The following is a 23,107-nucleotide window of genomic DNA, read 5'->3' as shown; positions in this document are numbered from 1 at the left end:
CGTACGCTTTGCGTGTTAGAACTGCTTAGTCAGTATCCAGTGTGTCGCCGAGATACCGCACAACATCTGCAACAGCTTACCCGGTATTTCCATGAACAACTGCTGGGAAGCTATGCCCTCCCCAACCAAGGGCGATATTCTCCCAGCAGACGGTGGGGGCTGAACGAAACGGTCGCGCCACTACGTAAAGCATTGCTTCCTTTGCAGACGCGAACATACGCTGATGCAACTGGTCATCGTCATGGGTTGAGTGCCTAATACTGCCTTTCGACCTTTCCGGCAGCCTTCCCTTATCGCTAATATCTCGCCAAATCAATAGGTTAGATAAATCGCTTTCGCCACAATGCGGCACCACCCCGCCAAATGGCGGGGCCTTTGACGAAACGCCCGAGTCCGCCAATTGGCGGGCCCAGGTGTTTCGGCAGTACGCTGCCAGTGGCCATTCGTGACCCAGTTGCCACTCTTGTGATGACGTCCTGTTTACCGCGAATTACTGCGTTTATTTCTTCAATTCAGAATTGCGATTCCTCAATCTTAGCGACACTGATATATAGCCATGAAACTCCTGATCACCGGCGGCGCGGGCTTTATCGGCTCGGCCGTGATTCGTCATATCATCCGCCATACCGCTGACAGCGTCGTCAACGTCGACAAGCTCACCTATGCCGGCAATTTGGAGTCTCTGGCGGAAGTGGCAGACAGCGACCGCTATGCCTTTGAGCAGGTCGATATCTGCGATCGCGCCGAAGTGGAACGCGTTTTCCGTGAGCATCAGCCTGACGCGGTGATGCACTTGGCGGCCGAGAGCCATGTGGACCGCTCCATCGATGGCCCGGCGGAGTTCATCCAGACCAATATCGTGGGTACCTATACGCTGCTGGAAGTGGCCCGTGCCTATTGGAACGGTCTGGATGCCGAGCGCCGCGATGCCTTCCGCTTCCACCATATCTCAACCGATGAGGTTTATGGCGACCTGGAAGGGCCCGAAGGGCTCTTCACCGAAGAGACTTCCTACGCCCCCAGCTCACCCTACTCGGCCAGCAAGGCCAGTTCGGATCATCTGGTGCGCGCCTGGCAGCGCACCTACGGCCTGCCGACGCTGATCACCAACTGCTCCAACAACTACGGGCCCTATCACTTCCCCGAGAAGCTGATCCCGCTGATGATCCTGAACGCCCTGGAAGGCAAGGCACTGCCGGTCTACGGCAAGGGCGAGCAGGTCCGTGACTGGCTCTACGTGGAAGACCACGCCCGTGCCCTCTACAAGGTGGTGACGGAAGGGGAGGTAGGGGAGACCTACAACATCGGCGGCCATAACGAGAAGCAGAACATCGAGGTGGTGAATACCATCTGCGCGCTGCTGGATGAGCTGGCCCCGTCGCAGCACTCCCCCTATGCCTGCCTGATCACCTACGTGGCCGACCGCCCCGGCCACGATCTGCGCTACGCCATCGACGCCGACAAGATCGAGCGCGAGCTCGGCTGGCGGCCGGAAGAGACCTTCGAGTCCGGCATCCGCAAGACGGTGCAGTGGTACATGAAAAACCAGGCGTGGTGCCGTCGCTTGCAGGACGGCAGCTACCAGCGCGAGAGGCTGGGTACGACCACTAACGTGTAGGAGCGCAGATCCTGCGCGATCCTTCGCGAAGCGATGGCAGCACACAGAACACAGAAAGGAATCACCATGGCACGCAAAGGCATCATTCTCGCCGGTGGCTCCGGCACCCGGCTCTACCCCATCACCATGGGCGTCTCAAAGCAGCTGCTGCCGATCTACGACAAGCCGATGATCTATTACCCGCTCTCCGTGCTGATGCTGGCCGGCATTCGCGAGGTGCTGATCATCAGTACCCCGGAAGACCTGCCGAGCTTCCAGCGCCTGCTGGGAGATGGCAGCCAGTTCGGCATCGAGCTGACCTATGCGGAGCAGCCTAGCCCCGATGGCCTGGCCCAGGCCTTCATCATCGGCGAGGAGTTTATCGGCAGTGACAGCGTCTGCCTGGTGCTGGGCGATAACATCTTCTATGGCCAGGGCTTCTCACCCAAGCTCAAAGAAGCCTCGGCACGAGCCAGCGGTGCCACGGTTTTCGGTTACCAGGTGAAGGATCCGGAGCGATTCGGTGTGGTCGAGTTCGATGCCGGCAAGCGCGCTATCTCCATCGAGGAGAAGCCGGTCAAGCCCAAGTCGCACTACGCGGTCACCGGTCTCTACTTCTACGATAACGACGTGATCGAGATTGCCAAGGGTGTGGAGCCGTCGCATCGCGGTGAGCTGGAGATCACCAGCGTCAACCAGGCCTACCTGGAACGCGGCGACCTCAACGTGGAGCAGCTTGGCCGCGGTTTTGCCTGGCTGGATACCGGCACCCACGAGAGCCTGCTGGAAGCCGCCCAGTTCGTGGAAACCATCGAGCGGCGACAGGGCTACAAGATCGCCTGCCTGGAAGAGATCGCCTGGCGTAACGGCTGGATGAGCACCGCCGAGATGGTGGACGCCGGCGAGCGTTTGGCCAAGAACGGCTATGGGCAGTATCTGCTCTCTCTGGTCGAAGACGAATAAACCGTGTCAGCGCCTCCCTTCACCAACGGTTGCCCACCATGATCCCCGTCACCAAGCCCTACCTGCCCAACCGGGAAAAGCTCAAAGCCTACATAGATGGCATCTACGACCGCCAATGGCTCACCAACAATGGCCAGCTGGTGCAAGAGCTCACCAAGCGGCTGGAAGCCTACCTGGGCGTTGAAAACCTTCTGCTGGTTGCTAACGGAACCCTGGCCTTGCAGATCGCCTATCGCGCCCTGGGCGTGAGTGATGCAACTCCGGGCGCACAGTCGGAAGCCATCACCACCCCGTTTACCTTCATCGCCACCGCCAGCTCCCTGAAATGGGACGGCGTGCAGCCTGTATTTGCCGACATAGACCCGAACTCCTGGTGTCTGAACCCGGCCAACATTGAGGCGGCCATTACCCCGAACACCCGGGCTATCGTGCCCGTGCACGTATTCGGCAACACCTGCGATGTTGAGGCCATCGGCGCCATCGCCCAGAAGCACAAGCTGAAAGTCATCTACGATGCCTCCCACGCCTTTGGTGTGACCTACAAGGGTGAAAGCCTGCTCAAGCACGGTGATGCCGCCACCCTCAGCTTCCACGCCACCAAGCTGTTCCACACGGGCGAGGGCGGGGCCATTATCTTCAAGCGCAATGAAGATCTGGAGCGGGCGAAGAAAATGATCAACTTCGGCATCACCGGGCCAGAGAGCATCGAAGAGCTGGGCATCAACGCCAAGATGAATGAGCTGCAGGCGGCGATGGGCTTGTGTGTGCTGGATGAAATGGAAGACAACCTGACAGCCCGTGTGGCTGTATGGCACCGGTATGAACAGGCTCTGAGCCCGGCCCTGCAACAGCAAGCCAAGCCGGAAGCACTGCAATACAACTACGCCTATTTCCCGGTGGTGTTTGACAGCGAGGAACAGGCTGTGCGAGTGGCGGCCACGCTGAAGGAGAATGGCATTCTGGCGAGGCGGTATTTTTATCCGACCCTGGAATCGGTGGCGTGTTTGGGTGCGGAGGCCGACCAGCCCGTCTCCAGAGATATTGCCAATCGGATACTTTGCCTGCCGATCTATTCCAACCTTTCTATTGACAGTATCGATAAAATCACAGGCATCGTGACAGAGGTAACTAACGGATGAAAAAGGTTCTTTTCCTTGGTGGCGCGCCCACTCAGATTCCGCCAATTAAGTACGCTCTTGAGCAAGGCCATCACGTTATCACTCTGGATTACTTGCCGGAAAACCCCGGCCACAAGCTTGCACACAAGTACTACAACATTTCGACTACGGACAAGGATGCTGTGCTGGAAGTGGCGCAGACTGAGGAAATTGATGGCGTCTTAGCTTATGCCTCAGACCCTGCCGCGCCTACCGCAGCCTATGTAGCAGAAAAAATGGACTTGCCAGGCAACCCGTATGAGTCAGTGGAGATTCTTGCCCGGAAAGATCTGTTCCGAGATTTCCTAGCTAAGCACAACTTCAACGTGCCACGCTCAAAAGCTTTTTATAACGAATACGAAGCCAAGTTATGGCTGGATGAAATTGGCGTACCGGCCTTTGTAAAGCCCGTAGACTCATCTGGCAGCAAAGGCGTGACTCACTTGCAAAATGCTGAGGACTTTAGCGCAGCATTTGAACACGCGTTGAGTTTTTCGCGTGAAAAGAAAGTGGTCGTTGAGGAGAAAATTGTACGTCAGGGCTATCAGGTTGCCGGCGATGGTTTTGTGCTGGATGGAGAGCTGGTGTTCAGGTGTTGGGCGGACGAGCATTTCGATAAACTTTGCAATGGCTTGGTTCCTATCGGTCAAACATTCCCCACATCGCATAACGAAGACCTGCTGAATGAAGCCCATCGGGAAACACAGCGGCTTTTAACCTTGCTGGAAATGAAAACGGGCGCACTGAACTTTGACTTTGTCTTCTCCGAAGATGGGAAGTTTTACTTTCTTGAGCTTGGCCCACGGAACGGCGGCTGCTTGATCCCCGAAGTTATTCGGTACGCAACAGGTGTAGACTTGATCAAGTACACGGTAGATGCGGCGCTTGGCTTGCCCTGTACAGGGCTGACAATGAAGCCAATTAATGGGTTCTGGTCAAGTTACATGGTGCATGCTATTGACGACGGGAAATTCAAAGAGCTGTCTCTATCCGAAAGAGCCAAAGAATACATCGTAGAACAAAATGTTCAAGTGAGGCCGGGCACCCAGGTAAACGTATTTAGCGGGTCCCATGATACCTTGGGCACGATGATTCTGAAGTATCCAAGCCAAGAAGAAATGCTGGATATGGTCGACAATATGGAGCGGGATATTCGTGTCATTGTCGACTGAAGCTCTTGGCGGTTATCTTGAACTGGAGCTACCGAAACGTAGCGCTCTTTGGCTTGATACTGCCTGCAAGTTCAATTCTGCTAGGGCAGCGTTTGCCAGCTTGGTAGGTCAGCTAAATGTAAAGAGTGTCTGGCTTCCACGTTATCTCTGCAATACGATGATTGATGTATTGAGTGGTCAGGATGTTGAGCTGTATTCCTACGATCTGACTGATGATTTTGGCGTAAAGGGTAACTTTTCCCTAAATCGGGATTCATTACTTTTATACGTAAATTACTTTGGTGTATGTACTCGGCAGGCGCGTGAAATCATAGACCAGTATGGTGCTGATAACGTCGTTATAGACAATTCTCAGGCTCTGTTTGGTGGGCAGTTTGAAGCTCTTGCAACCATCTATTCTCCAAGAAAGTTCTTTGGTTTACCAGATGGGGGCTTGCTCTATTCAACCGACCCTCGGATTAAGCAGCCAGAGCAGCGGGATGAATCTTCAGAATCCCGAATGGTTCATCTTATCAGTCGGATCACGAAAAGCCCGGAAGCGGCTTATCAGCATTATCTCGAGGCTGAACGAGCGATCTCGAAATTACCCGTGCAAGGGATGTCGCGTTTGACGGAGCGCCTGCTTCTGTCAGTCGATTATCAAAGGGCGAGAAAAACACGAACCAGTAACGCTCGGTATCTTCACGAGCGCCTGGGCCAATACAATCAGCTGAACCTCAATATTGACGAAACTGCCGCGCCCTTGTGTTATCCGTTTCTGCCGAGCGTGAAAGCAGTTAGTAGGACAGATCTAATTAAAGGGCGTATATTTGTGCCAACCTATTGGCCCGAGGTGCTGGGCCGAGTGGAGGAAGGTTCTTTCGAATGGAATCTCGTCACGAACGGCTTGTTCCTGCCCTGTGATCAGCGCTACAACGAAGACGATATGGACAGGCTAATCAGCCTGATTGCAATAAAGTAAAAGGTTCCAAAATGGCAGCTCCAGAAAAACGGATTGAAAAATACGCACGGGTTTCCGCTCTCGAGGAATTGCTAAAAGATCTGAATGGCAATCTGGCAGATACTAATAAAAAATATCTGAAAAATTCAGGCGAGCGGTTCTCTAAAATCTTTTTAATGGGGCCTCATCGCTCTGGTAGCACCCTATTCATGCAATGGCTCGCCAATACCGGCCTCGTAGCTTACCCAACCAATATGCTTTCCCGCTTCTTTGGGGCACCTCTGGTAGGCGCAAAAATCCAGCAACTGCTGACGGACCCTCGTTACAACTTTCGCAACGAAATTCTGGACTTCAATTCCGATGTTAACTTCAGCTCCGACAACGGAAAGACCAAGGGCGCGTTGGCTCCGAACGAGTTCTGGTACTTCTGGCGCCGGTTCCTGCCGTTCGACGAACTGGATTACATGCCAGCGGATGAGCTAAGGTTAAACGCCAACCTGGCAGGCTTCCGGGACGAACTGAACGCTCTGGCAAACATCTTCGAAAAGCCGTTCGCCATGAAAGCCATGATCATGAATCAGAACATACCGGAGCTGGCCGAACAGTTCGAAATGCCACTTTTTATCTGGATTCGCCGCGACCCAGTCTTCAACATCCAGTCTGCCCTGGAAGCCCGAAAACGACAGTACGGCGACATCAACACCTGGTATTCATTCAAGATAAAAGAATACCCGGAGCTGAAGAGCCTCGACCCGCTCGAATCCGTAGCCGGTCAGATCGCGGCCATCAACCGCTCGGTAGAACAGGGCATTGCTGCGTTGCCAGACCACAAGAAGCTTGTCGTTCAGTATGAGGATTTTTGCCAGCGGCCGGAGTACTACTACAACGAAATCACCCGCCGGCTGGTTGACCAGGGTGGTATTCTTTCAGCGCCAGAATATTGTGGTGATACGTCATTTACCAATAAAAACCAGTGGCGCTTAAAGGAGTATTCGTTTGCCAATGCTGAAATAGTATATCAGAAGATCTGACGTGTTACATTGCTTCCTTATGAAACAGGCAATGGGCGATAACTATAATAACTCCTAACAATCTGCGCGATAGCGCAATCTCAGCATCTGCATACTGGAGATGTCATGAACCCGCCTGATTCACGAGGGTGCTGATCGGGCGGTCTGAAGGTTCTGGCTAACGGGGTCGCTTATCAGAACCGGGCTCTTTAGCGCGAGTGGCCGTTGATTAATGCCATAGCTAGGCCTTTTTCCCGCTTTCTTATAGCTCTTTTGAATAAATTGCGGCCGTCCAAGCAAACGTGATCGGCGACCGCTGCTCCGGTCGCTCGCTTTCTAATGCTGTGGTGGTCTCGCAGGAGCATCAGCTCAGTGCGGTCAGCTTCGGCAGCCCCTTCAGCAACGTCGGCCACCACTTGTCGGCGGCGGCCTCCAGATAAAAGGTGATTCGCCGAGCGTGCAGCCTCAGCGTGGCGGCCACCTTCAGCACCTGCTCGCGCATCCGGCTGAGGCTCCAACCTTGCCGGGTCTGCCGCTCCAGCAGGCAGCTCAGGCCATGCAGGACCTGGTAGGCGTAGAGGTTAAGCAGCAGGCTCACTTCATTATGTGCCATCACGTCCCAGGCCCCCACTGTCAAGCTAGTTGGAGTGTCAGCGGCTGTTAGACTCTGAACGATGTGGGGCGTGACGAGGTTCCGATGAAGTACTCAGACGAGCGCCGGGAAGCCATCCTCAAGAAGCTGCTCCCGCCGCATAACCGCACGGTGGCGGAGGTGGCCCAGGAAGAAGGCATCTCCGCGGCAACGCTGTACACCTGGCGCAAGAAGGCTCGGCAAGCAGGCCGCCTCCTGCCGGACCAGAGTGATGACCCTGAGGGCTGGAGCTCTCAGGACAAGTTCCACGCCGTACTGGAAACGGCGGCCCTCAGTGAAGCCGAGCGTGCCGAGTACTGCCGGCAGCGGGGCCTCTACCCCGAGCAGATCCAGCGCTGGCGGGCGAGCTGCGAAGGTGCCAACGACCGGAGCGATGCCGCTTCGAAGCAGGTCAGCGAAGCCCGCAAGGCGGAGCGCCAGGAGAACAAGGAGCTCAAACGTGAGCTTCGCCGCAAGGAGGCTGCTCTCGCGGAAACCGCGGCGCTGCTAGCGTTGAGAAAAAAGGCCCGAGCGATCTGGGGGGACGAGGACGAATGATCAGCACTTCAGATCGCCAGGACGCCGTACAGCTGATCGATGAAGCCCGCGCCGCAGGGGCCCGCCTACAGGCCGCCTGTGCAGAGCTCGGCATCGGTACCAACACCTACCGTCGCTGGGTGCGGGGCGATCAGGACCGCCGGCCTGAGGCCGTGCGGCCTGTGCCGCGCCACGCGCTGTCGCCTGAGGAGCGTCAGCAGGTGCTGGAGATCTGCCATCGTCCCGAGTTTGCCAGCCTGCCGCCGGGGCAGATCGTGCCGCGGCTGCTGGACGAGGAAGGCCTCTATGTGGCGTCAGAGTCCAGCTACTACCGCATCCTCCGGGAGCATGGCGAGCAGCACCATCGTGGCCGGGCTCGTGCCCCACGTCCCAAGGGTGATCCACAGAGACACCGCGTAACGCGCCCAAATGCCTGTTGGAGCTGGGACGTGACATACCTGCCGACCCCGGTGCGTGGGCAGTTCTACTACCTCTACATGATCGTCGACATCTACAGCCGCAAGATCGTCGATGCCGAGGTCTTTGACCAAGAGTCCATGGCCAACAGTAGCGAGGTCATCCAGCGCGCTGTGTTGCGCGAGGGCTGCATCAATCAGCCACTGGTGTTGCATGCCGACAACGGCTCCGCCATGAAGGGCTCGACGCTCCAGGCGACGCTGCAGCGGCTGAACATCACCCCGTCGTACAGCCGCCCCCGAGTCTCCAATGACAACGCCTTCTCGGAGTCGCTGTTCCGGACCTGCAAGTACCGGCCCGACTACCCGGTGGATGGCTACGAGAACCTGACAGCGGCGCAGCAGTGGGTAACCGGCTTCGTGCACTGGTACAACCACGAGCACCGCCACAGCGCCATTCGGTTCGTTACCCCGGGTGAGCGGCATGCTGGCCAGGATGATGAGGTGCTGGCCAGGCGAGATGCCATCTATGCCGAGGCGAAACGACAACATCCCGGTCGGTGGAGCGGTGCCACTCGGAACTGGACACCGCGCCGGACGGTCTGGCTGAACCCGGACCGGGAAGACCCGCTGGTTCAACGCGATCAGCGATTAGAAGCCGCCTGATTCCAGGTTCCAACAAGCTTGACAGGCATCGCAGGGAAAACGCATGAAAAACCGCTCTACGACGGGCTTCGTAGCGCTTTACCAGTAGGAGCTAATGTGGTCATCTAACGGCTTTTTTCATGGATGACCCGATGCTGACACCGTCCCCAGGGAAAACGCATGAAAAACCGCTCTACGACGGGCTTCGTAGTGCTTTACCAGTAGGAGCTAATGTGGTCATCTAGCGGCTTTTGCTCATGGATGACCCGATGCTGACACCATCCCTTATGCACCATTTATCGATCGTTCCCGACTTCCGCCAGGCGTGGAAAGTGCAGCATCAGCTGTCGGATATCCTGTTTTTGACGGTCTGTGCGGTGATCTGTGGTGCCGAGGGTTGGGACGAAATCGAGGATTTTGGCCACGCGAAGCTCGATTTTCTCCGTCAATACGGCGATTTTGAGGCTGGCGTGCCCAGCCATGACACCTTGGCCAGGGTCATGGCTCTGGTAAATGCCGAGCAGCTGCAAAGCGCATTCGCCGAGTGGATGAAGGCCTGCCACGATGTAACGGAGGGCGCGGTGGTGGCCATCGATGGCAAGACCCTGCGCGGCTCGTACTGCCGAGGGAAGGGCAAAGGGGCAATCCACATGGTCAGCGCCTTCAGTGCGGCGAATGGTGTGGTGCTGGGCCAGGTCAAGACGGCGGAGAAATCCAACGAGATCACGGCGATTCCCGAGCTGCTCAAGCTTCTCAACCTGCAAGGCTGTCTGGTGACGATCGATGCCATGGGGTGCCAGAAGAAGATCGCCACTCAGATCCTGCAGAAGGGCGCCGATTACCTGCTGTCCGTGAAGGGCAACCAGCCGGCCTTGGCTGACGCCTTCGAGGCCGCATTCCCCATGGCCAAGGTCGCCAGCTTCGAGGGTGACGCCTATGTCACGGATGAGAAGAACCGAGGCCGGCAAGAGACCAGATACCATATTGTCAGCGAGGTTACTGAAGAATTTCAGAAGCTTAGCTATGAATGGCCGGGCCTGAAATCGGTAGGCGTGGTGATGAGTTTCCGCCAGGAAGGCGATGAGGTGCCCGAAGCCCCGATGATCCGCTACTACATCAGCTCTGCCGATCTGAGCGCCAAGAAGCTCGCCGAGGCGGCTCGTCAGCACTGGCATATTGAGGCGAAGCTCCACTGGTCCTTGGATGTGGCACTGCGTGAGGATGCCTGCAAAATCCATCGCGGCCGGGCGGCAGAAAACCTCGGCAGGGTCCGACATATCGCTTTGAATTACCTGAAAGGGGAGAAGCGTTTCAAGGGCGGAATCCGGCGGAAACAGAAGAAAGCGGCGCTGGATGAGACCTATCTGGCAGACATTCTCGCGGTGTAGGATCTTTCATGCGTTTTCCCTGGGTGGCCGGCCGCGTGGCCGCTTCAGGAGCGGTGCTGCCAGCTTCTGTAGACCGGTGTGACTGCGCAGCCGGGTTCTTTGCGGAACACACTGAATTTTCAAGAGAATACCATCCGCGATCTTTTTATTCAGGTCGGCCTCATGAATAAGCTAGGATAAACTTTCTTTGGTTAGTCAATCAAGCGGGTCAGTAATTTAACAAACGTACATGTAATTTCAAGATAAGTTAAATCTAGCTGTTAACTATGATTGTCTGCCTTAGATACAATATTACTTGACTTATATTAAAAATCACATTTTTCTATGGCATCCAGTTCGCCTTTTACCCAAAAAGTAATTCATAATCTTATTTTGTCCTCATATTTAATTTCGAATTTAGGAAATTGAAGAACATTAAAATCGAGAAATTAATGGAATATGCTCCAGTATTGATCACCGTATATAATCGCCATCAACATCTCAAAAGATGTGTTGAAAGTCTTTTAAGATGTCCGGAATCTAAATATACAGTGTTATATATTGCTTCTGATGCTCCCGCTAGAGAGGAAGACGAAGTTGATGTGATAAAGGTGCGAGAATATATTAGGTCTATAGAGGGTTTCTATAATGTTATTGCGTTTAACCGAAATAAAAATATTGGATCATTTAATAATTCTCATCAGGCACGACGAGCGATTTCAGACATCCACCCAACGCATATACGGCTTGAAGATGATGTAATTGTTGGCAAGGGTTTTTTACGTTTCATGAATGCTGGGCTGGCGAATTTTAAGGAAGACCCAAAAGTAGTGGCGGTGTGTGGTTATCTTCCGCCCAACATAAGAAGTGAAAATGGAAAACCATTTGCAATGAACCAATTTTCTCCATATGGCTTTGCAAAATGGAGCGATAAAGACAAAAAAATATATAGTATGTTAGACTCCAAAGTTCTTAAAGACTGCTTCAAGGATTTTAAATTTTTTAGAGAATTCGAAAATAATCACCCTGCCTCTGCAAGGTCACTACCTTTGATCTGGAATGGCGACTTTATGCCTGGTGATATCATTCATGATATATTAATGCAGAAAAATAACTATCTTGCATTGTATCCGCCAGTATCCATAACGGCCACAAGAGGGAACGATGGAACAGGTCTGAATACTGGTGTGAGTCGAATTCTACAAAGTCAAGAGCCCTCAGATTTGTTTTTTGAACCTACAGATTTAAATATTAAGAGTGGGCTGAATGTAGCTGAAAGAATTTCAATATCAAGGCGCAGATTCTTTAGTAGGGTTTTGAACTACTCAATATTTTTTTCTTCAAAGTGTTTTAAAGGGTATTATAAAATATACCGGTTTGCTAGGTGGTTCACAAAACTCCTTCGTAGAATAAGCTAATACTGTGATTGCTAAAAGCCTTGCTAAGTTGTTTTCAGGAAATATAGTGGTTCAATTGGCATCATTGTCGCTTATGCCAATAGTAACAAGGATTTATAGCCCTGAAGAACTTGGACTTTACCAGTTTTTGACCTCGACAGCTCTGATAATTTCGCCATTCGTTACGTTATCATTGACGCATGCGATGATTGCAGTAGATCAGGATGAAGAGTTTTTTAATATAGGGAGTGCCTCAATATTACTAGTAAATTTTGTGTCAGGTTTTTTTTCCATCATTTTCTTTTTTTTAAGCATGTTTTTTAATATGCTTGATGGTTTAAACGCTGCGCACTCTCTTTATTTATATTTTTTGCTTATGGGGGGAGGGTTGTATTTAGTATTTTCAACCTTAAGCGTAAGAAAAAAAAGATACATGAGATTCTCGATCCAGTCTATAATATTGTCTTTGTCTAGCAATTTTTCAAAAGTTTTGCTAGGTACTGTTAAACCTGTTGCAGAATCATTGGTCTTGGGCACTATAGCTGGAAACTTTTTAGCGATATTATATTCAATAAGATTTTGGCCAGTTAAACGGATTTTTTTCTCTATAGTACCAAGCTTCTGGTCTCTCTCTCATTATGTTTTAAAATATAAAGATTTTTCTCTGCATTTAACCTTTTCAAATGTTATCTCAATTTTTTTAAGCTGGCATATCATATTTATGGCGCCTTTTTTTGGCGAAGCTAAAGAAGTGGGTTTTTTGTCTCTAGCAATTATGGCAATAAGAACTCCGGCTTACCCCTTCTTGATGAGCATATCAAACTATACATTTAATGAGGTTGCAAGAGCGAGAGAAGAGGGCGTTAACTCTTCTATTTTTTTAGCTAAAGTTGGAGCAATCGGATTGGCGATAAGTCTCTCAATATTTTTCACTTTATATTTTTTTAGCGAGAATTTATTCGCCTTGGTTTTTGGCAGAGAGTGGATAGGGTCCGAAGCTTTTGCTCTTCTAATATCTTTTCCTTTGATTAGTGCTTTTTCTTTTTCTCCAATATACAAAGCTATAGCAAATGTTTTTGGTTTTCAAAAAGAACTGTTGATTATAGATTTCTTTTTTTTATTAATAATTACATTTGTTTGTTATTTTTCAATTGTATTGGGTGTTGATCTTTTGTTTTTCTTGAAGATGAGCTGCTTTGCTTTGTTTTTTTTACATATTGTTAAGATGTCAATAGTTTCGGTCTTCTTTTTATATGGCAAAAAATATGTTGCTTAGACGTGAAGGTGTTATAGTCAAATCTGGTGGATGGTGGTTAGGTTAGGCGGCCCCTGTCTGACTGATCGGTTACCTGCTCCCCATCCTGAAGCCGGACGTTGTTCACGACCAGGTCGAGTAGCCCGAGGGAACCGCCCCCCCCCAGTGTCAGAATGAGTGTCGCACCCTCTGATACCCTGTTCTTATAAACCGATCAGGGGGCGAAAGGAGACACCCATGCCTCGTTACTCCGAGGATCGCCGGCAAGCCGTGGTCACCAAGCTGCTGCCTCCCCACAACCCGATGCCTGTCAAGCTTGTTGGAACCTGGAATCAGGCGGCTTCTAATCGCTGATCGCGTTGAACCAGCGGGTCTTCCCGGTCCGGGTTCAGCCAGACCGTCCGGCGCGGTGTCCAGTTCCGAGTGGCACCGCTCCACCGACCGGGATGTTGTCGTTTCGCCTCGGCATAGATGGCATCTCGCCTGGCCAGCACCTCATCATCCTGGCCAGCATGCCGCTCACCCGGGGTAACGAACCGAATGGCGCTGTGGCGGTGCTCGTGGTTGTACCAGTGCACGAAGCCGGTTACCCACTGCTGCGCCGCTGTCAGGTTCTCGTAGCCATCCACCGGGTAGTCGGGCCGGTACTTGCAGGTCCGGAACAGCGACTCCGAGAAGGCGTTGTCATTGGAGACTCGGGGGCGGCTGTACGACGGGGTGATGTTCAGCCGCTGCAGCGTCGCCTGGAGCGTCGAGCCCTTCATGGCGGAGCCGTTGTCGGCATGCAACACCAGTGGCTGATTGATGCAGCCCTCGCGCAACACAGCGCGCTGGATGACCTCGCTACTGTTGGCCATGGACTCTTGGTCAAAGACCTCGGCATCGACGATCTTGCGGCTGTAGATGTCGACGATCATGTAGAGGTAGTAGAACTGCCCACGCACCGGGGTCGGCAGGTATGTCACGTCCCAGCTCCAACAGGCATTTGGGCGCGTTACGCGGTGTCTCTGTGGATCACCCTTGGGACGTGGGGCACGAGCCCGGCCACGATGGTGCTGCTCGCCATGCTCCCGGAGGATGCGGTAGTAGCTGGACTCTGACGCCACATAGAGGCCTTCCTCGTCCAGCAGCCGCGGCACGATCTGCCCCGGCGGCAGGCTGGCAAACTCGGGACGATGGCAGATCTCCAGCACCTGCTGACGCTCCTCAGGCGACAGCGCGTGGCGCGGCACAGGCCGCACGGCCTCAGGCCGGCGGTCCTGATCGCCCCGCACCCAGCGACGGTAGGTGTTGGTACCGATGCCGAGCTCTGCACAGGCGGCCTGTAGGCGGGCCCCTGCGGCGCGGGCTTCATCGATCAGCTGTACGGCGTCCTGGCGATCTGAAGTGCTGATCATTCGTCCTCGTCCCCCCAGATCGCTCGGGCCTTTTTTCTCAACGCTAGCAGCGCCGCGGTTTCCGCGAGAGCAGCCTCCTTGCGGCGAAGCTCACGTTTGAGCTCCTTGTTCTCCTGGCGCTCCGCCTTGCGGGCTTCGCTGACCTGCTTCGAAGCGGCATCGCTCCGGTCGTTGGCACCTTCGCAGCTCGCCCGCCAGCGCTGGATCTGCTCGGGGTAGAGGCCCCGCTGCCGGCAGTACTCGGCACGCTCGGCTTCACTGAGGGCCGCCGTTTCCAGTACGGCGTGGAACTTGTCCTGAGAGCTCCAGCCCTCAGGGTCATCACTCTGGTCCGGCAGGAGGCGGCCTGCTTGCCGAGCCTTCTTGCGCCAGGTGTACAGCGTTGCCGCGGAGATGCCTTCTTCCTGGGCCACCTCCGCCACCGTGCGGTTATGCGGCGGGAGCAGCTTCTTGAGGATGGCTTCCCGGCGCTCGTCTGAGTACTTCATCGGAACCTCGTCACGCCCCACATCGTTCAGAGTCTAACAGCCGCTGACACTCCAACTAGCTTGACAGTGGGGGAACCTCTCTCCGCAGGTGATCGCGGAGCAGGAAGGGATCTCACTGGGTACCGTCTACAAGTGGCGTAAGGAAGCCCGTGCCGGGGGGCGTTGCCTGCCGGATGCCCTGGGCAAGGGCGCCGATGGCTGGTCGTCCAAGGACAAGTTCAGAGCCGTGTTCGAAACCGCCTCGATGAACGCCCAGGAAACCGCGGAATACTGCCGCCGTCGGGGGATCTATCCCGAACAGCTGGAGCGCTGGCGGCATGACTGTGAGCAGGCCGCTAGTCTCTCGCACTCGGAACGCCAGCGTGAGGCCGACGAGGCCAAGCAGCAGCGCAAGCGCATCAAAGCGCTGGAGAAGGAGCTTGCGCGCAAGAACGAGGCCAGGGAAAACGCATGAAAAACCGCTCTACGACGGGCTTCGTAGCGCTTTACCAGTAGGAGCTAATGTGGTCATCTAACGGTTTTTTTCATGGATGACACGATGCTGACATCGTCCCTTATGCACCATCTATCGATCGTTCCCGATTTCCGCCAGGCGTGGAAAGTGCAGCATCAGCTGTCGGATATTCTCTTCCTGACGGTCTGTGCAGTGATCTGCGGTGCGGAGGGATGGGACGAGATAGAGGATTTTGGCCACGCAAAGCTGGATTTTCTTCGCCAGTACGGTGATTTTGAGGCTGGCATACCGAGCCATGACACCCTGGCCAGGGTGATGGCGCTGGTGAATGCCGAGCAGCTTCAAACCGCCTTTGCCGAGTGGATGAAGGCTTGTCATGACGTCACCGATGGGACGGTGGTTGCCATCGATGGCAAGACCCTGCGCGGCTCGTACTGCCGAGGGAAGGGCAAAGGGGCAATCCACATGGTCAGCGCCTTCAGTGCGGCGAATGGTGTGGTGCTGGGCCAGGTCAAGACGGCCGAAAAGTCCAACGAGATCACGGCGATTCCCGAGCTGCTCAAGCTTCTCAACCTGCAAGGCTGTCTGGTGACGATCGATGCCATGGGGTGCCAGAAGAAGATCGCCACTCAGATCCTGCAGAAGGGCGCCGATTACCTGCTGTCCGTGAAGGGCAACCAGCCGGCCTTGGCTGACGCCTTCGAGGCCGCATTTCCCATGGCCAAGGTCGCCAGCTTCGAGGGTGACGCCTATATCACGGATGAGAAGAACCGAGGACGGCAAGAGACCAGATACCATATTGTCAGCGAGGTTACTGAAGAATTTCAGGAGCTTAGCTATGAATGGCCGGGGCTGAAATCGGTAGGCGTGGTGATGAGTTTCCGCCAGGAAGGCGATGAGACGCCGGAAGCCCCGATGATCCGCTACTACATCAGCTCTGCCGATCTGAGCGCCAAGAAGCTCGCCGAGGCGGCTCGTCAGCACTGGCATATTGAGGCGAAGCTCCACTGGTCCTTGGATGTGGCACTGCGTGAGGATGCCTGCAAAATCCATCGCGGACGGGCGGCAGAAAACCTCGGCAGGGTCCGACATATCGCTTTGAATTACCTGAAAGGGGAGAAGCGTTTCAAGGGCGGAATCCGGCGGAAACAGAAGAAAGCGGCGCTGGATGAGACCTATCTGGCAGACATTCTCGCGGTGTAGGATCTTTCATGCGTTTTCCCTGAGGGCACACCTCCAACTAGCTTGACAGTGGGGGAAGTGGTGCTGGATCAAATGGCTGAGCCGGCGATCCTAGAAGGCAAGGATTGTGTGGCGGAATGCGCTTCAACTCTTTAAGTTACTGCCGTTTCCCAAGGCGAGGATCGTTCACCCATGCTGATCCTTCAGCGAAACTGATGGTTGAAGAGCCTGATGCGTTAATTGCGCGCGTCCGGATCTGTGGGGGGGCCGGGTCGAGCAATCGCTCGGTCTACCCGACTATCTTCGTTTTCAGGCCGCCCTCATGAATAAGGGGGGGGGCAATAGCGTTGCGCTTGGAACTTGAGACCGCCCTCCCAATTGTTTTTAACAATGCCAAAAAATAGGCTATAGCTTATAATGAGTGTAATTTTAATATGTAATATTATTGTTTGGTTTTGGCCCTTATTTTTTTTTAGAGGGTTGCGGTTTCTTTCATACCTTTTTGTTGCCTATTTGTTTTCACAGTCCTACTATCTTCAGCCGCTCATCTATGAACTTTTTGGTATAGATTATTGGTACGGTTTCCCGATAGATCAGTTGGGAAAAATATCTTTATATAGTGCGTTGTCGGGTTTTATTTACAGCCTTACTTTTTATGTATTCTCAAAAAATATAAAAACAAAAAGTAGAGATATTGTTAGAGGGCCTTTAAACTTTATTCTCGGATTATTCCCAAGGTCAAAAATAGTTCTTTTCGTATATTTTGTTTCTTTTATTTATTTGGCATATTTAATATATAGTGTTTCTTTTTATATTGGTGATCTAAATAGATATCAGTGGTGGTATGGAGGGTACCGAGAGCAGTTTGGCTCGGGTCTTTTATTTATAAAATATTTATTGCCGATTCTGATTTTTTGGGTTTTTAATGCATTTTCTAAATCTAAAAAGTTTGCATTTATTTTAAATTTTTGTATATTGTTTATGGCTGTTGTATTTGTTTCTTTTGATGGTTCCCGAAGGGAGCTCGTATTGCCTTTGCTATCTTTTTTGGTTTTTTCAGTACGTTGTTTTCAGTTAAATAATCGCGGTATTGGGATATTTTATTTAGGCTCGTTTGTTTTTTTTATATTATTTATTGCTTACGCAGGAATCTCTCGGTCTGTTGTAGGTTGGTCTGCTATATTAGGAGGGGTGGAAGGTGTTAACTTGGGACACTTTTTTTCAGGACTTCTTTCTCCTATGCCAACAGTCTACGTATCTGGATCCATGATCGAATATATTAGTTCAAATGGAGTTCAAGGGTTTGGAAGCTATTTTTCAGCAGTGGTGAATGCAATATTCCCACATTTTATATTTGGGTATTATGTAGGTGGCCAGCCGCTAGTTTTAGAAATGCACAACCAACTTGGTTGGGTTGGGAGAGATTTTGGGTTTTTAGCTGAAGCAATTTACGCTGGAAGTTGGTACGCAGTAGCTCTTATGCATTTTTTAGTTGCAGTGTATCATTCTTTTATTTTTAATTTAGTTGTTAAGATTAATACTTTAGCATGTTTTTTATTTTTTGTATTTTTCCATGTAGCCCTAATTCAATCCTTACGGTCTGACTTTATGAACCTTCTCAAGTGGGCAGTTTATCCCGCAGTTTTTTTGGTGATTTTGTTTTTCGTGATTCGTGCTCTCAGGTGGTTTTTAAAGAAAGCTTATTAATATTCACCGTCAAGGAACTTCTGATCAATTCGTCTCTGAGCGGCTGGAGGACTCAGAGGAGCACAATCACCACGTCGACGCTCACTCTCCAAGGAAAACGCATGAAAAACCGCTCTACGACGGCTTCGTAGCGCTTTACCAGTAGGAGCTAATGTGGGCTCTTCGTCGTTGGGTGTGGAATTCGCCCCCTGAGCTGGGCCAGGATATGGCCTCCACGACGACAGGAGACATGGCATGGACGGCACCCAGATTCTGACCCTCGGCCTGGGCCTGGAAGCGCCCTGGATCCTCAAGGACCAGCACCTGGATACCGCCGTGTCACCCCACCGGCTGGACCTCTACGTCGAGGCCGAGCGGGGCAGCCTCTACCCCTGTCCTGACTGCGGCAAGGCCTGCCCGGCTCACGACTTCGCCGACAAGACCTGGCGGCATCTGAACTTCTTCCAGCACCACTGCTACCTGCACGCCCGCGTGCCTCGCACCAAGTGCCCCGAGCATGGTGTGAAACGCATCGAGGTGCCCTGGGCGCGACCGGGCAGAGACTTCACCCTGCTGTTCGAGCAAGCCGCCATGTCGTTGGTCAAGGAGATGCCGGTACTGGCCGTCTCCCGGCAGCTGGAGATCTCCGACAAGCGGCTGTGGCGCATCGTGCACCACTACGTTGGCCGCATGCTGGGGGAGCTGGATCTGAGCAACGTGGCCACCGTCGGAGTGGACGAAACCGCGTCCCGACGTGGCCAGCGTTACGTGACGGTGTTCCTCGACATGCGGCGCAAGCAGGAGCCGGTGATCTTCGCCGTCCCCGGCCACGGCAAGGACACCATCAAGGCCTTCAGCGCCTTCCTGGCGGCTCATGGCGGCGATCCGGACAACGTGGTCGAGGTCGTCTGTGACATGTCACAGGCCTTCCTGAGCGGCGTGGCCGAGCATCTTCCCAGGGCCGAGGTCACGGTCGACTGGTTTCATATCGTGCAGACCTTCACCAAGCGGCTGGACGAGGTACGCAAGAAGGAGCGCCGGGAGCAGGGACACCCCAAGTCGCTGCGCTGGGCCCTGCTGAAGAGCCTGGACAACGAGAACCTGACACCCAAGCAGCTGGCGGCGCTCCAGGAACTGGTGGCTGACCAGAGCGCCACGTCCGATGCCTGGGTGATCAAGGAGAAGCTGCGCTGGATCCAGAAGGCACCGACACCGCGAGCGGCCCGGTGGCGTATCACGAACTACCTCAAGGTCATGAAGGCGGCGGTCTCGGAGAAGCCACTGCTGAAGCCCATGGGAAAAGCTCTGGAGACGCTGGAGCGGCACACCGACGCGGTGGTCAGGCGCTGGATCTCGGGGCTGACGAACGCGCGACTGGAAGGGATGAACGGCTTGTTCCAGGCGGCTCGGTCACGCGCACGCGGCTACCGGAACGAGGCCAACTTCCTAAGAAACTCGCTGCTCGGGGGCCTGCACCGGAGCCAGTTCGTACCCCAGTGACTTCGCCCGCCGATGGAGGTTGCTCACCAGCCGCTGCCGGTAACGCTCCTCGTAATGGTCTACCCCAGGGTCCTGATATTTCCAGCCGTAGCGTAATGTGTTGTAGAACAGTAACGCCAGCTTGCGTGCCGTGGCCGTCACCGCCTTGGCCTTGCCAATGCGGCTCGCCAGCCGACGGTAGTAGGCACCCAGCGCCGTCTCCGTTCGCCCGATGACATTGGCTACCAGCCGCAGCAGGGCCGCCGCTCGACTCCTGGTGCGCTTGGTTCTCGATGACAGCAGCTTGCCGCCGGAGATCTTGTTACCTGGCGACAGCCCTAACCAGGACGTGAAGTGCTTAGGTGTCGGCCACTTGGCCATGTCGATGCCGCATTCGGCAATCAACTTGAGCACCAGATAGGCCCCAAATCCATTCACCTGCGTCAGGTCAACGCCCAGCACCCGGAATAGCCGCCCACGCAGGTCGAACGTCGGCGCATTGTGGTTGGTGTCAGCGCGTCGCGGCGGGGGTAAAGGTGCCGGTGGCAGCGGCGCATTGTCCGCCAGGGCGGTCAGCGCCGCCTCGATATGCCTATCGCAGTCGGCCACATGGTCTTGATAGGTGTCGTAGAGGGCCAAGGACTGACGCAGGGCCAGCACATGTTCCTCACGGTAGTGGCCCACCAGCGCCTCGCGAATCGTCGCCTCGCTCGACTTGCAGCGGCGGTCGCGATAGCTGGCCAGCACTGCCGGGTCGCGTTCACCGGCGACGATGGCCCGTAGGATTTGCATGCCGGTCTTGCCGGTGATGTCGCTGACGACATGGTGGAGCTGCAGGTTCATCTCCATCAACGCTTTCTGCATGTGCTGAATATGCGAGGCGGCATAGGCCAATAGGCGTTCACGATGGCGGACCAGGGCGCGAAGGCTGGCCAGTTCCTGGGTAGGCCGGAAGCTACCACGCAGCAGGCCATAGGCATGCAGGCGCTGGAGCCACTGAGCGTCGTTGACATCCGTCTTGCGACACGGCACGTTCTTGACGTCACGGGCATTGACCAGCAGCGCTTCCAGGCCACGCTCTTCCAGGATCTCGAACACCGGAATCCAGTAGATACCGGTGGACTCCATGGCCACGGTGGTGATGCCCTGCTGCACCAGCCAGTGGGCCAGGCGTTCGAGATCATCCCGCCTCATTCACGAGGGCGCTGATCGGGCGGTCTGAAAGTACTGGCTGGCGGCATCGCTCATCAAGATTGGCTTCTTCAGCGCGAATGGTCGTTGAGTAATGCCAGAATGCGGACTATTTCCCGCTTTCTTATAGCTCTTTGGAATCAATTGCGGCCGTCCAAGCAGCCGCGATCGCCGACCGCCGCTCCGGTCGCTCGCTTTCTGATGCTGTGGTGGTCTCGCAGGAGCGTCAGCTCAGTGCGGTCAGCTTCGGCAGCCCCTTCAGCAGCGTCGGCCACCACTTGTCGGCGGCGGCACCCAGATGAACGGTGATTCGCCGAGCGTGCAGCCTCAGCGTGGCGGCGACCTTCAGCACCTGCTCGCGCATCCGGCTGAGGCTCCAGCCTTGCCGGGTCTGCCGCTCCAGCAGGCAGCGCAGGCCATGCAGGACCTGGTAGGCGTAGAGGCTGAGCAGCAGGCTCACCTCGTTGCGTGCCATCACGTCCTGAACGGTGGAGGCGCCGCGATCAGTCGACGAGAGGTGCACGTCGAGCGCCGACTTCACCTCGCCCATGTGCGCCTCGGCGCTGCCGCGCTTGCGGTAGAGCGCCAGGACCTTCTCCGGCGGCCAGTCGAACTTGCCGAGGTTGGTGACCAAAAAGAAGGCATGCAGCAGCAGGTCATCGGGGCGTTCCTGCACCACCAGCACGACGCGACGCGGTGCCGACCAAGAGCCCGCTTGATACTCCAGATCGTGGCACCACTCGCCAGGGAAAACGCACGAAAAACCGCTCTACGACGGGCTTCGTAGTGCTTTACCAGTAGGAGCTAATGTGGTCATCTAGCGGCTTTTGCTCATGGATGACCCGATGCTGACACCATCCCTTATGCACCATTTATCGATCGTTCCCGACTTCCGCCAGGCGTGGAAAGTGCAGCATCAGCTGTCGGATATCCTGTTTTTGACGGTCTGTGCGGTGATCTGTGGTGCCGAGGGTTGGGACGAAATCGAGGATTTTGGCCACGCGAAGCTCGATTTTCTCCGTCAATACGGCGATTTTGAGGCTGGCGTGCCCAGCCATGACACCTTGGCCAGGGTCATGGCTCTGGTAAATGCCGAGCAGCTGCAAAGCGCATTCGCCGAGTGGATGAAGGCCTGCCACGATGTAACGGAGGGCGCGGTGGTGGCCATCGATGGCAAGACCCTGCGCGGCTCGTACTGCCGAGGGAAGGGCAAAGGGGCAATCCACATGGTCAGCGCCTTCAGTGCGGCGAATGGTGTGGTGCTGGGCCAGGTCAAGACGGCGGAGAAATCCAACGAGATCACGGCGATTCCCGAGCTGCTCAAGCTTCTCAACCTGCAAGGCTGTCTGGTGACGATCGATGCCATGGGGTGCCAGAAGAAGATCGCCACTCAGATCCTGCAGAAGGGCGCCGATTACCTGCTGTCCGTGAAGGGCAACCAGCCGGCCTTGGCTGACGCCTTCGAGGCCGCATTCCCCATGGCCAAGGTCGCCAGCTTCGAGGGTGACGCCTATGTCACGGATGAGAAGAACCGAGGCCGGCAAGAGACCAGATACCATATTGTCAGCGAGGTTACTGAAGAATTTCAGAAGCTTAGCTATGAATGGCCGGGCCTGAAATCGGTAGGCGTGGTGATGAGTTTCCGCCAGGAAGGCGATGAGGTGCCCGAAGCCCCGATGATCCGCTACTACATCAGCTCTGCCGATCTGAGCGCCAAGAAGCTCGCCGAGGCGGCTCGTCAGCACTGGCATATTGAGGCGAAGCTCCACTGGTCCTTGGACGTGGCACTGCGTGAGGATGCCTGCAAAATCCATCGCGGACGGGCGGCAGAAAACCTCGCCAGGGTCCGACATATCGCTTTGAATTACCTGAAAGGGGAGAAGCGTTTCAAGGGCGGAATTCGGCGGAAACAGAAGAAGGCGGCCCTGGATGAGACCTATCTGGCAGACATTCTCGCGGTGTAGGATCTTTCATGCGTTTTCCCTGGCTCGCTCAGCACGTGGTATCGGCAGCTGCGTGAGGCCAAGGAGAGCGGTGACCGCCGACCTCAGCGTGCGCCTCAACACCATGCCGTGCCACGCATCACGGCAAGGGCCGCCAATAAGGCGTGACGTGGGACATCAGCAAATTGCCCACGCAGCGA

At 54.6% G+C, this 23,107-nt stretch carries 15 protein-coding genes and 4 pseudogenes; 15 read left to right on the top strand and 4 right to left on the bottom strand.

Features of this window, described 5'->3' with window-relative positions:
• Positions 1-556 precede the first annotated feature (556 nt).
• The 6 genes from rfbB (at position 557) to ACJ7IV_RS08755 (ending at position 6,860) form a co-directional block, all read left to right on the top strand.
• A complete protein-coding gene (gene rfbB / locus ACJ7IV_RS08780) occupies positions 557-1,618 on the top strand; it encodes a dTDP-glucose 4,6-dehydratase (protein ID WP_483864057.1) in 1,062 nt (353 codons plus the stop codon).
• A 66-nt stretch (positions 1,619-1,684) separates the two neighbouring features.
• Positions 1,685-2,560, top strand: a complete 876-nt coding sequence (rfbA, locus tag ACJ7IV_RS08775; RefSeq protein WP_483864056.1) for a glucose-1-phosphate thymidylyltransferase RfbA — start codon at positions 1,685-1,687, stop codon at positions 2,558-2,560.
• A 38-nt stretch (positions 2,561-2,598) separates the two neighbouring features.
• Entirely contained in the window at positions 2,599-3,699 is a 1,101-nt protein-coding gene (locus tag ACJ7IV_RS08770; protein ID WP_483864055.1) for a DegT/DnrJ/EryC1/StrS family aminotransferase, read from the top strand.
• Entirely contained in the window at positions 3,696-4,889 is a 1,194-nt protein-coding gene (locus ACJ7IV_RS08765) for an ATP-grasp domain-containing protein (protein WP_483864054.1), read from the top strand. The genes ACJ7IV_RS08770 and ACJ7IV_RS08765 overlap by 4 nt, the downstream gene beginning before the upstream one ends.
• Positions 4,873-5,850, top strand: coding sequence for a hypothetical protein (locus ACJ7IV_RS08760; RefSeq protein WP_483864053.1), 978 nt, complete (start codon positions 4,873-4,875; stop codon positions 5,848-5,850). The genes ACJ7IV_RS08765 and ACJ7IV_RS08760 overlap by 17 nt, the downstream gene beginning before the upstream one ends.
• 11 nt (positions 5,851-5,861) lie before the next feature.
• Positions 5,862-6,860, top strand: a complete 999-nt coding sequence (locus tag ACJ7IV_RS08755; protein ID WP_483864052.1) for a sulfotransferase — start codon at positions 5,862-5,864, stop codon at positions 6,858-6,860.
• Positions 6,861-7,203: 343 nt separating this feature from the next.
• On the opposite strand, the pseudogene ACJ7IV_RS08750 reads toward ACJ7IV_RS08755, so the two are convergent.
• Positions 7,204-7,458, bottom strand: a pseudogene (locus ACJ7IV_RS08750) (IS1380 family transposase); the annotation flags it as partial.
• Positions 7,459-7,536: 78 nt separating this feature from the next.
• On the opposite strand from ACJ7IV_RS08750, the pseudogene ACJ7IV_RS08745 reads away from it, so the two are divergent.
• The 4 genes and pseudogenes from ACJ7IV_RS08745 (at position 7,537) to ACJ7IV_RS08730 (ending at position 13,108) form a co-directional block, all read left to right on the top strand.
• Positions 7,537-9,089, top strand: a pseudogene (locus ACJ7IV_RS08745) (IS3 family transposase).
• Between the two features lie 248 nt (positions 9,090-9,337).
• The gene (locus ACJ7IV_RS08740) at positions 9,338-10,456 is read left to right on the top strand and encodes an ISAs1 family transposase (protein WP_483864051.1); all 1,119 of its coding nucleotides are present in this window, start codon (positions 9,338-9,340) and stop codon (positions 10,454-10,456) included.
• A gap of 431 nt (positions 10,457-10,887) precedes the next feature.
• A complete protein-coding gene (locus ACJ7IV_RS08735) occupies positions 10,888-11,853 on the top strand; it encodes a glycosyltransferase family 2 protein (RefSeq protein WP_483864050.1) in 966 nt (321 codons plus the stop codon).
• 4 nt (positions 11,854-11,857) lie between these two features.
• Entirely contained in the window at positions 11,858-13,108 is a 1,251-nt protein-coding gene (locus ACJ7IV_RS08730) for a lipopolysaccharide biosynthesis protein (protein WP_483864049.1), read from the top strand.
• 311 nt (positions 13,109-13,419) lie between these two features.
• Here the strand turns inward: ACJ7IV_RS08730 and ACJ7IV_RS08725 are convergent.
• Positions 13,420-14,972 (bottom strand): annotated as a pseudogene (locus tag ACJ7IV_RS08725) (IS3 family transposase).
• A gap of 88 nt (positions 14,973-15,060) precedes the next feature.
• Between ACJ7IV_RS08725 and ACJ7IV_RS08720 the strand changes: the two are divergent.
• The 4 genes from ACJ7IV_RS08720 to ACJ7IV_RS08705 all read left to right on the top strand — a co-directional run bounded on the left by ACJ7IV_RS08720 (position 15,061) and on the right by ACJ7IV_RS08705 (position 19,794).
• Complete coding sequence (locus ACJ7IV_RS08720; protein ID WP_483864048.1) at positions 15,061-15,426, top strand: transposase; 366 nt, start codon at positions 15,061-15,063, stop codon at positions 15,424-15,426.
• Between the two features lie 84 nt (positions 15,427-15,510).
• Positions 15,511-16,629: an ISAs1 family transposase gene (locus tag ACJ7IV_RS08715; RefSeq protein WP_483866568.1), complete on the top strand. Its 1,119-nt coding sequence runs from the start codon at positions 15,511-15,513 to the stop codon at positions 16,627-16,629.
• A 396-nt stretch (positions 16,630-17,025) separates the two neighbouring features.
• A complete protein-coding gene (locus ACJ7IV_RS08710) occupies positions 17,026-18,315 on the top strand; it encodes an O-antigen polymerase (RefSeq protein ID WP_483864047.1) in 1,290 nt (429 codons plus the stop codon).
• 234 nt (positions 18,316-18,549) lie between these two features.
• Complete coding sequence (locus ACJ7IV_RS08705) at positions 18,550-19,794, top strand: ISL3 family transposase (RefSeq protein WP_483864046.1); 1,245 nt, start codon at positions 18,550-18,552, stop codon at positions 19,792-19,794.
• Here the strand turns inward: ACJ7IV_RS08705 and ACJ7IV_RS08700 are convergent.
• Positions 19,741-20,967, bottom strand: coding sequence for an IS110 family RNA-guided transposase (locus ACJ7IV_RS08700; RefSeq protein ID WP_483864045.1), 1,227 nt, complete (start codon positions 20,965-20,967; stop codon positions 19,741-19,743). The genes ACJ7IV_RS08705 and ACJ7IV_RS08700 overlap by 54 nt on opposite strands.
• A 223-nt stretch (positions 20,968-21,190) precedes the next feature.
• Positions 21,191-21,712: pseudogene (locus ACJ7IV_RS08695) on the bottom strand (transposase); the annotation flags it as partial.
• A gap of 97 nt (positions 21,713-21,809) precedes the next feature.
• On the opposite strand from ACJ7IV_RS08695, the gene ACJ7IV_RS08690 reads away from it, so the two are divergent.
• A complete protein-coding gene (locus ACJ7IV_RS08690; protein WP_483864044.1) occupies positions 21,810-22,928 on the top strand; it encodes an ISAs1 family transposase in 1,119 nt (372 codons plus the stop codon).
• Positions 22,929-23,107 lie beyond the last annotated feature (179 nt).

The organism is Halomonas sp. C10-5 (genome assembly GCF_057169305.1).
The sequence above is the reverse complement of the archived record's forward strand: the minus strand, read 5'-3'. Positions and strand labels throughout refer to the sequence as shown.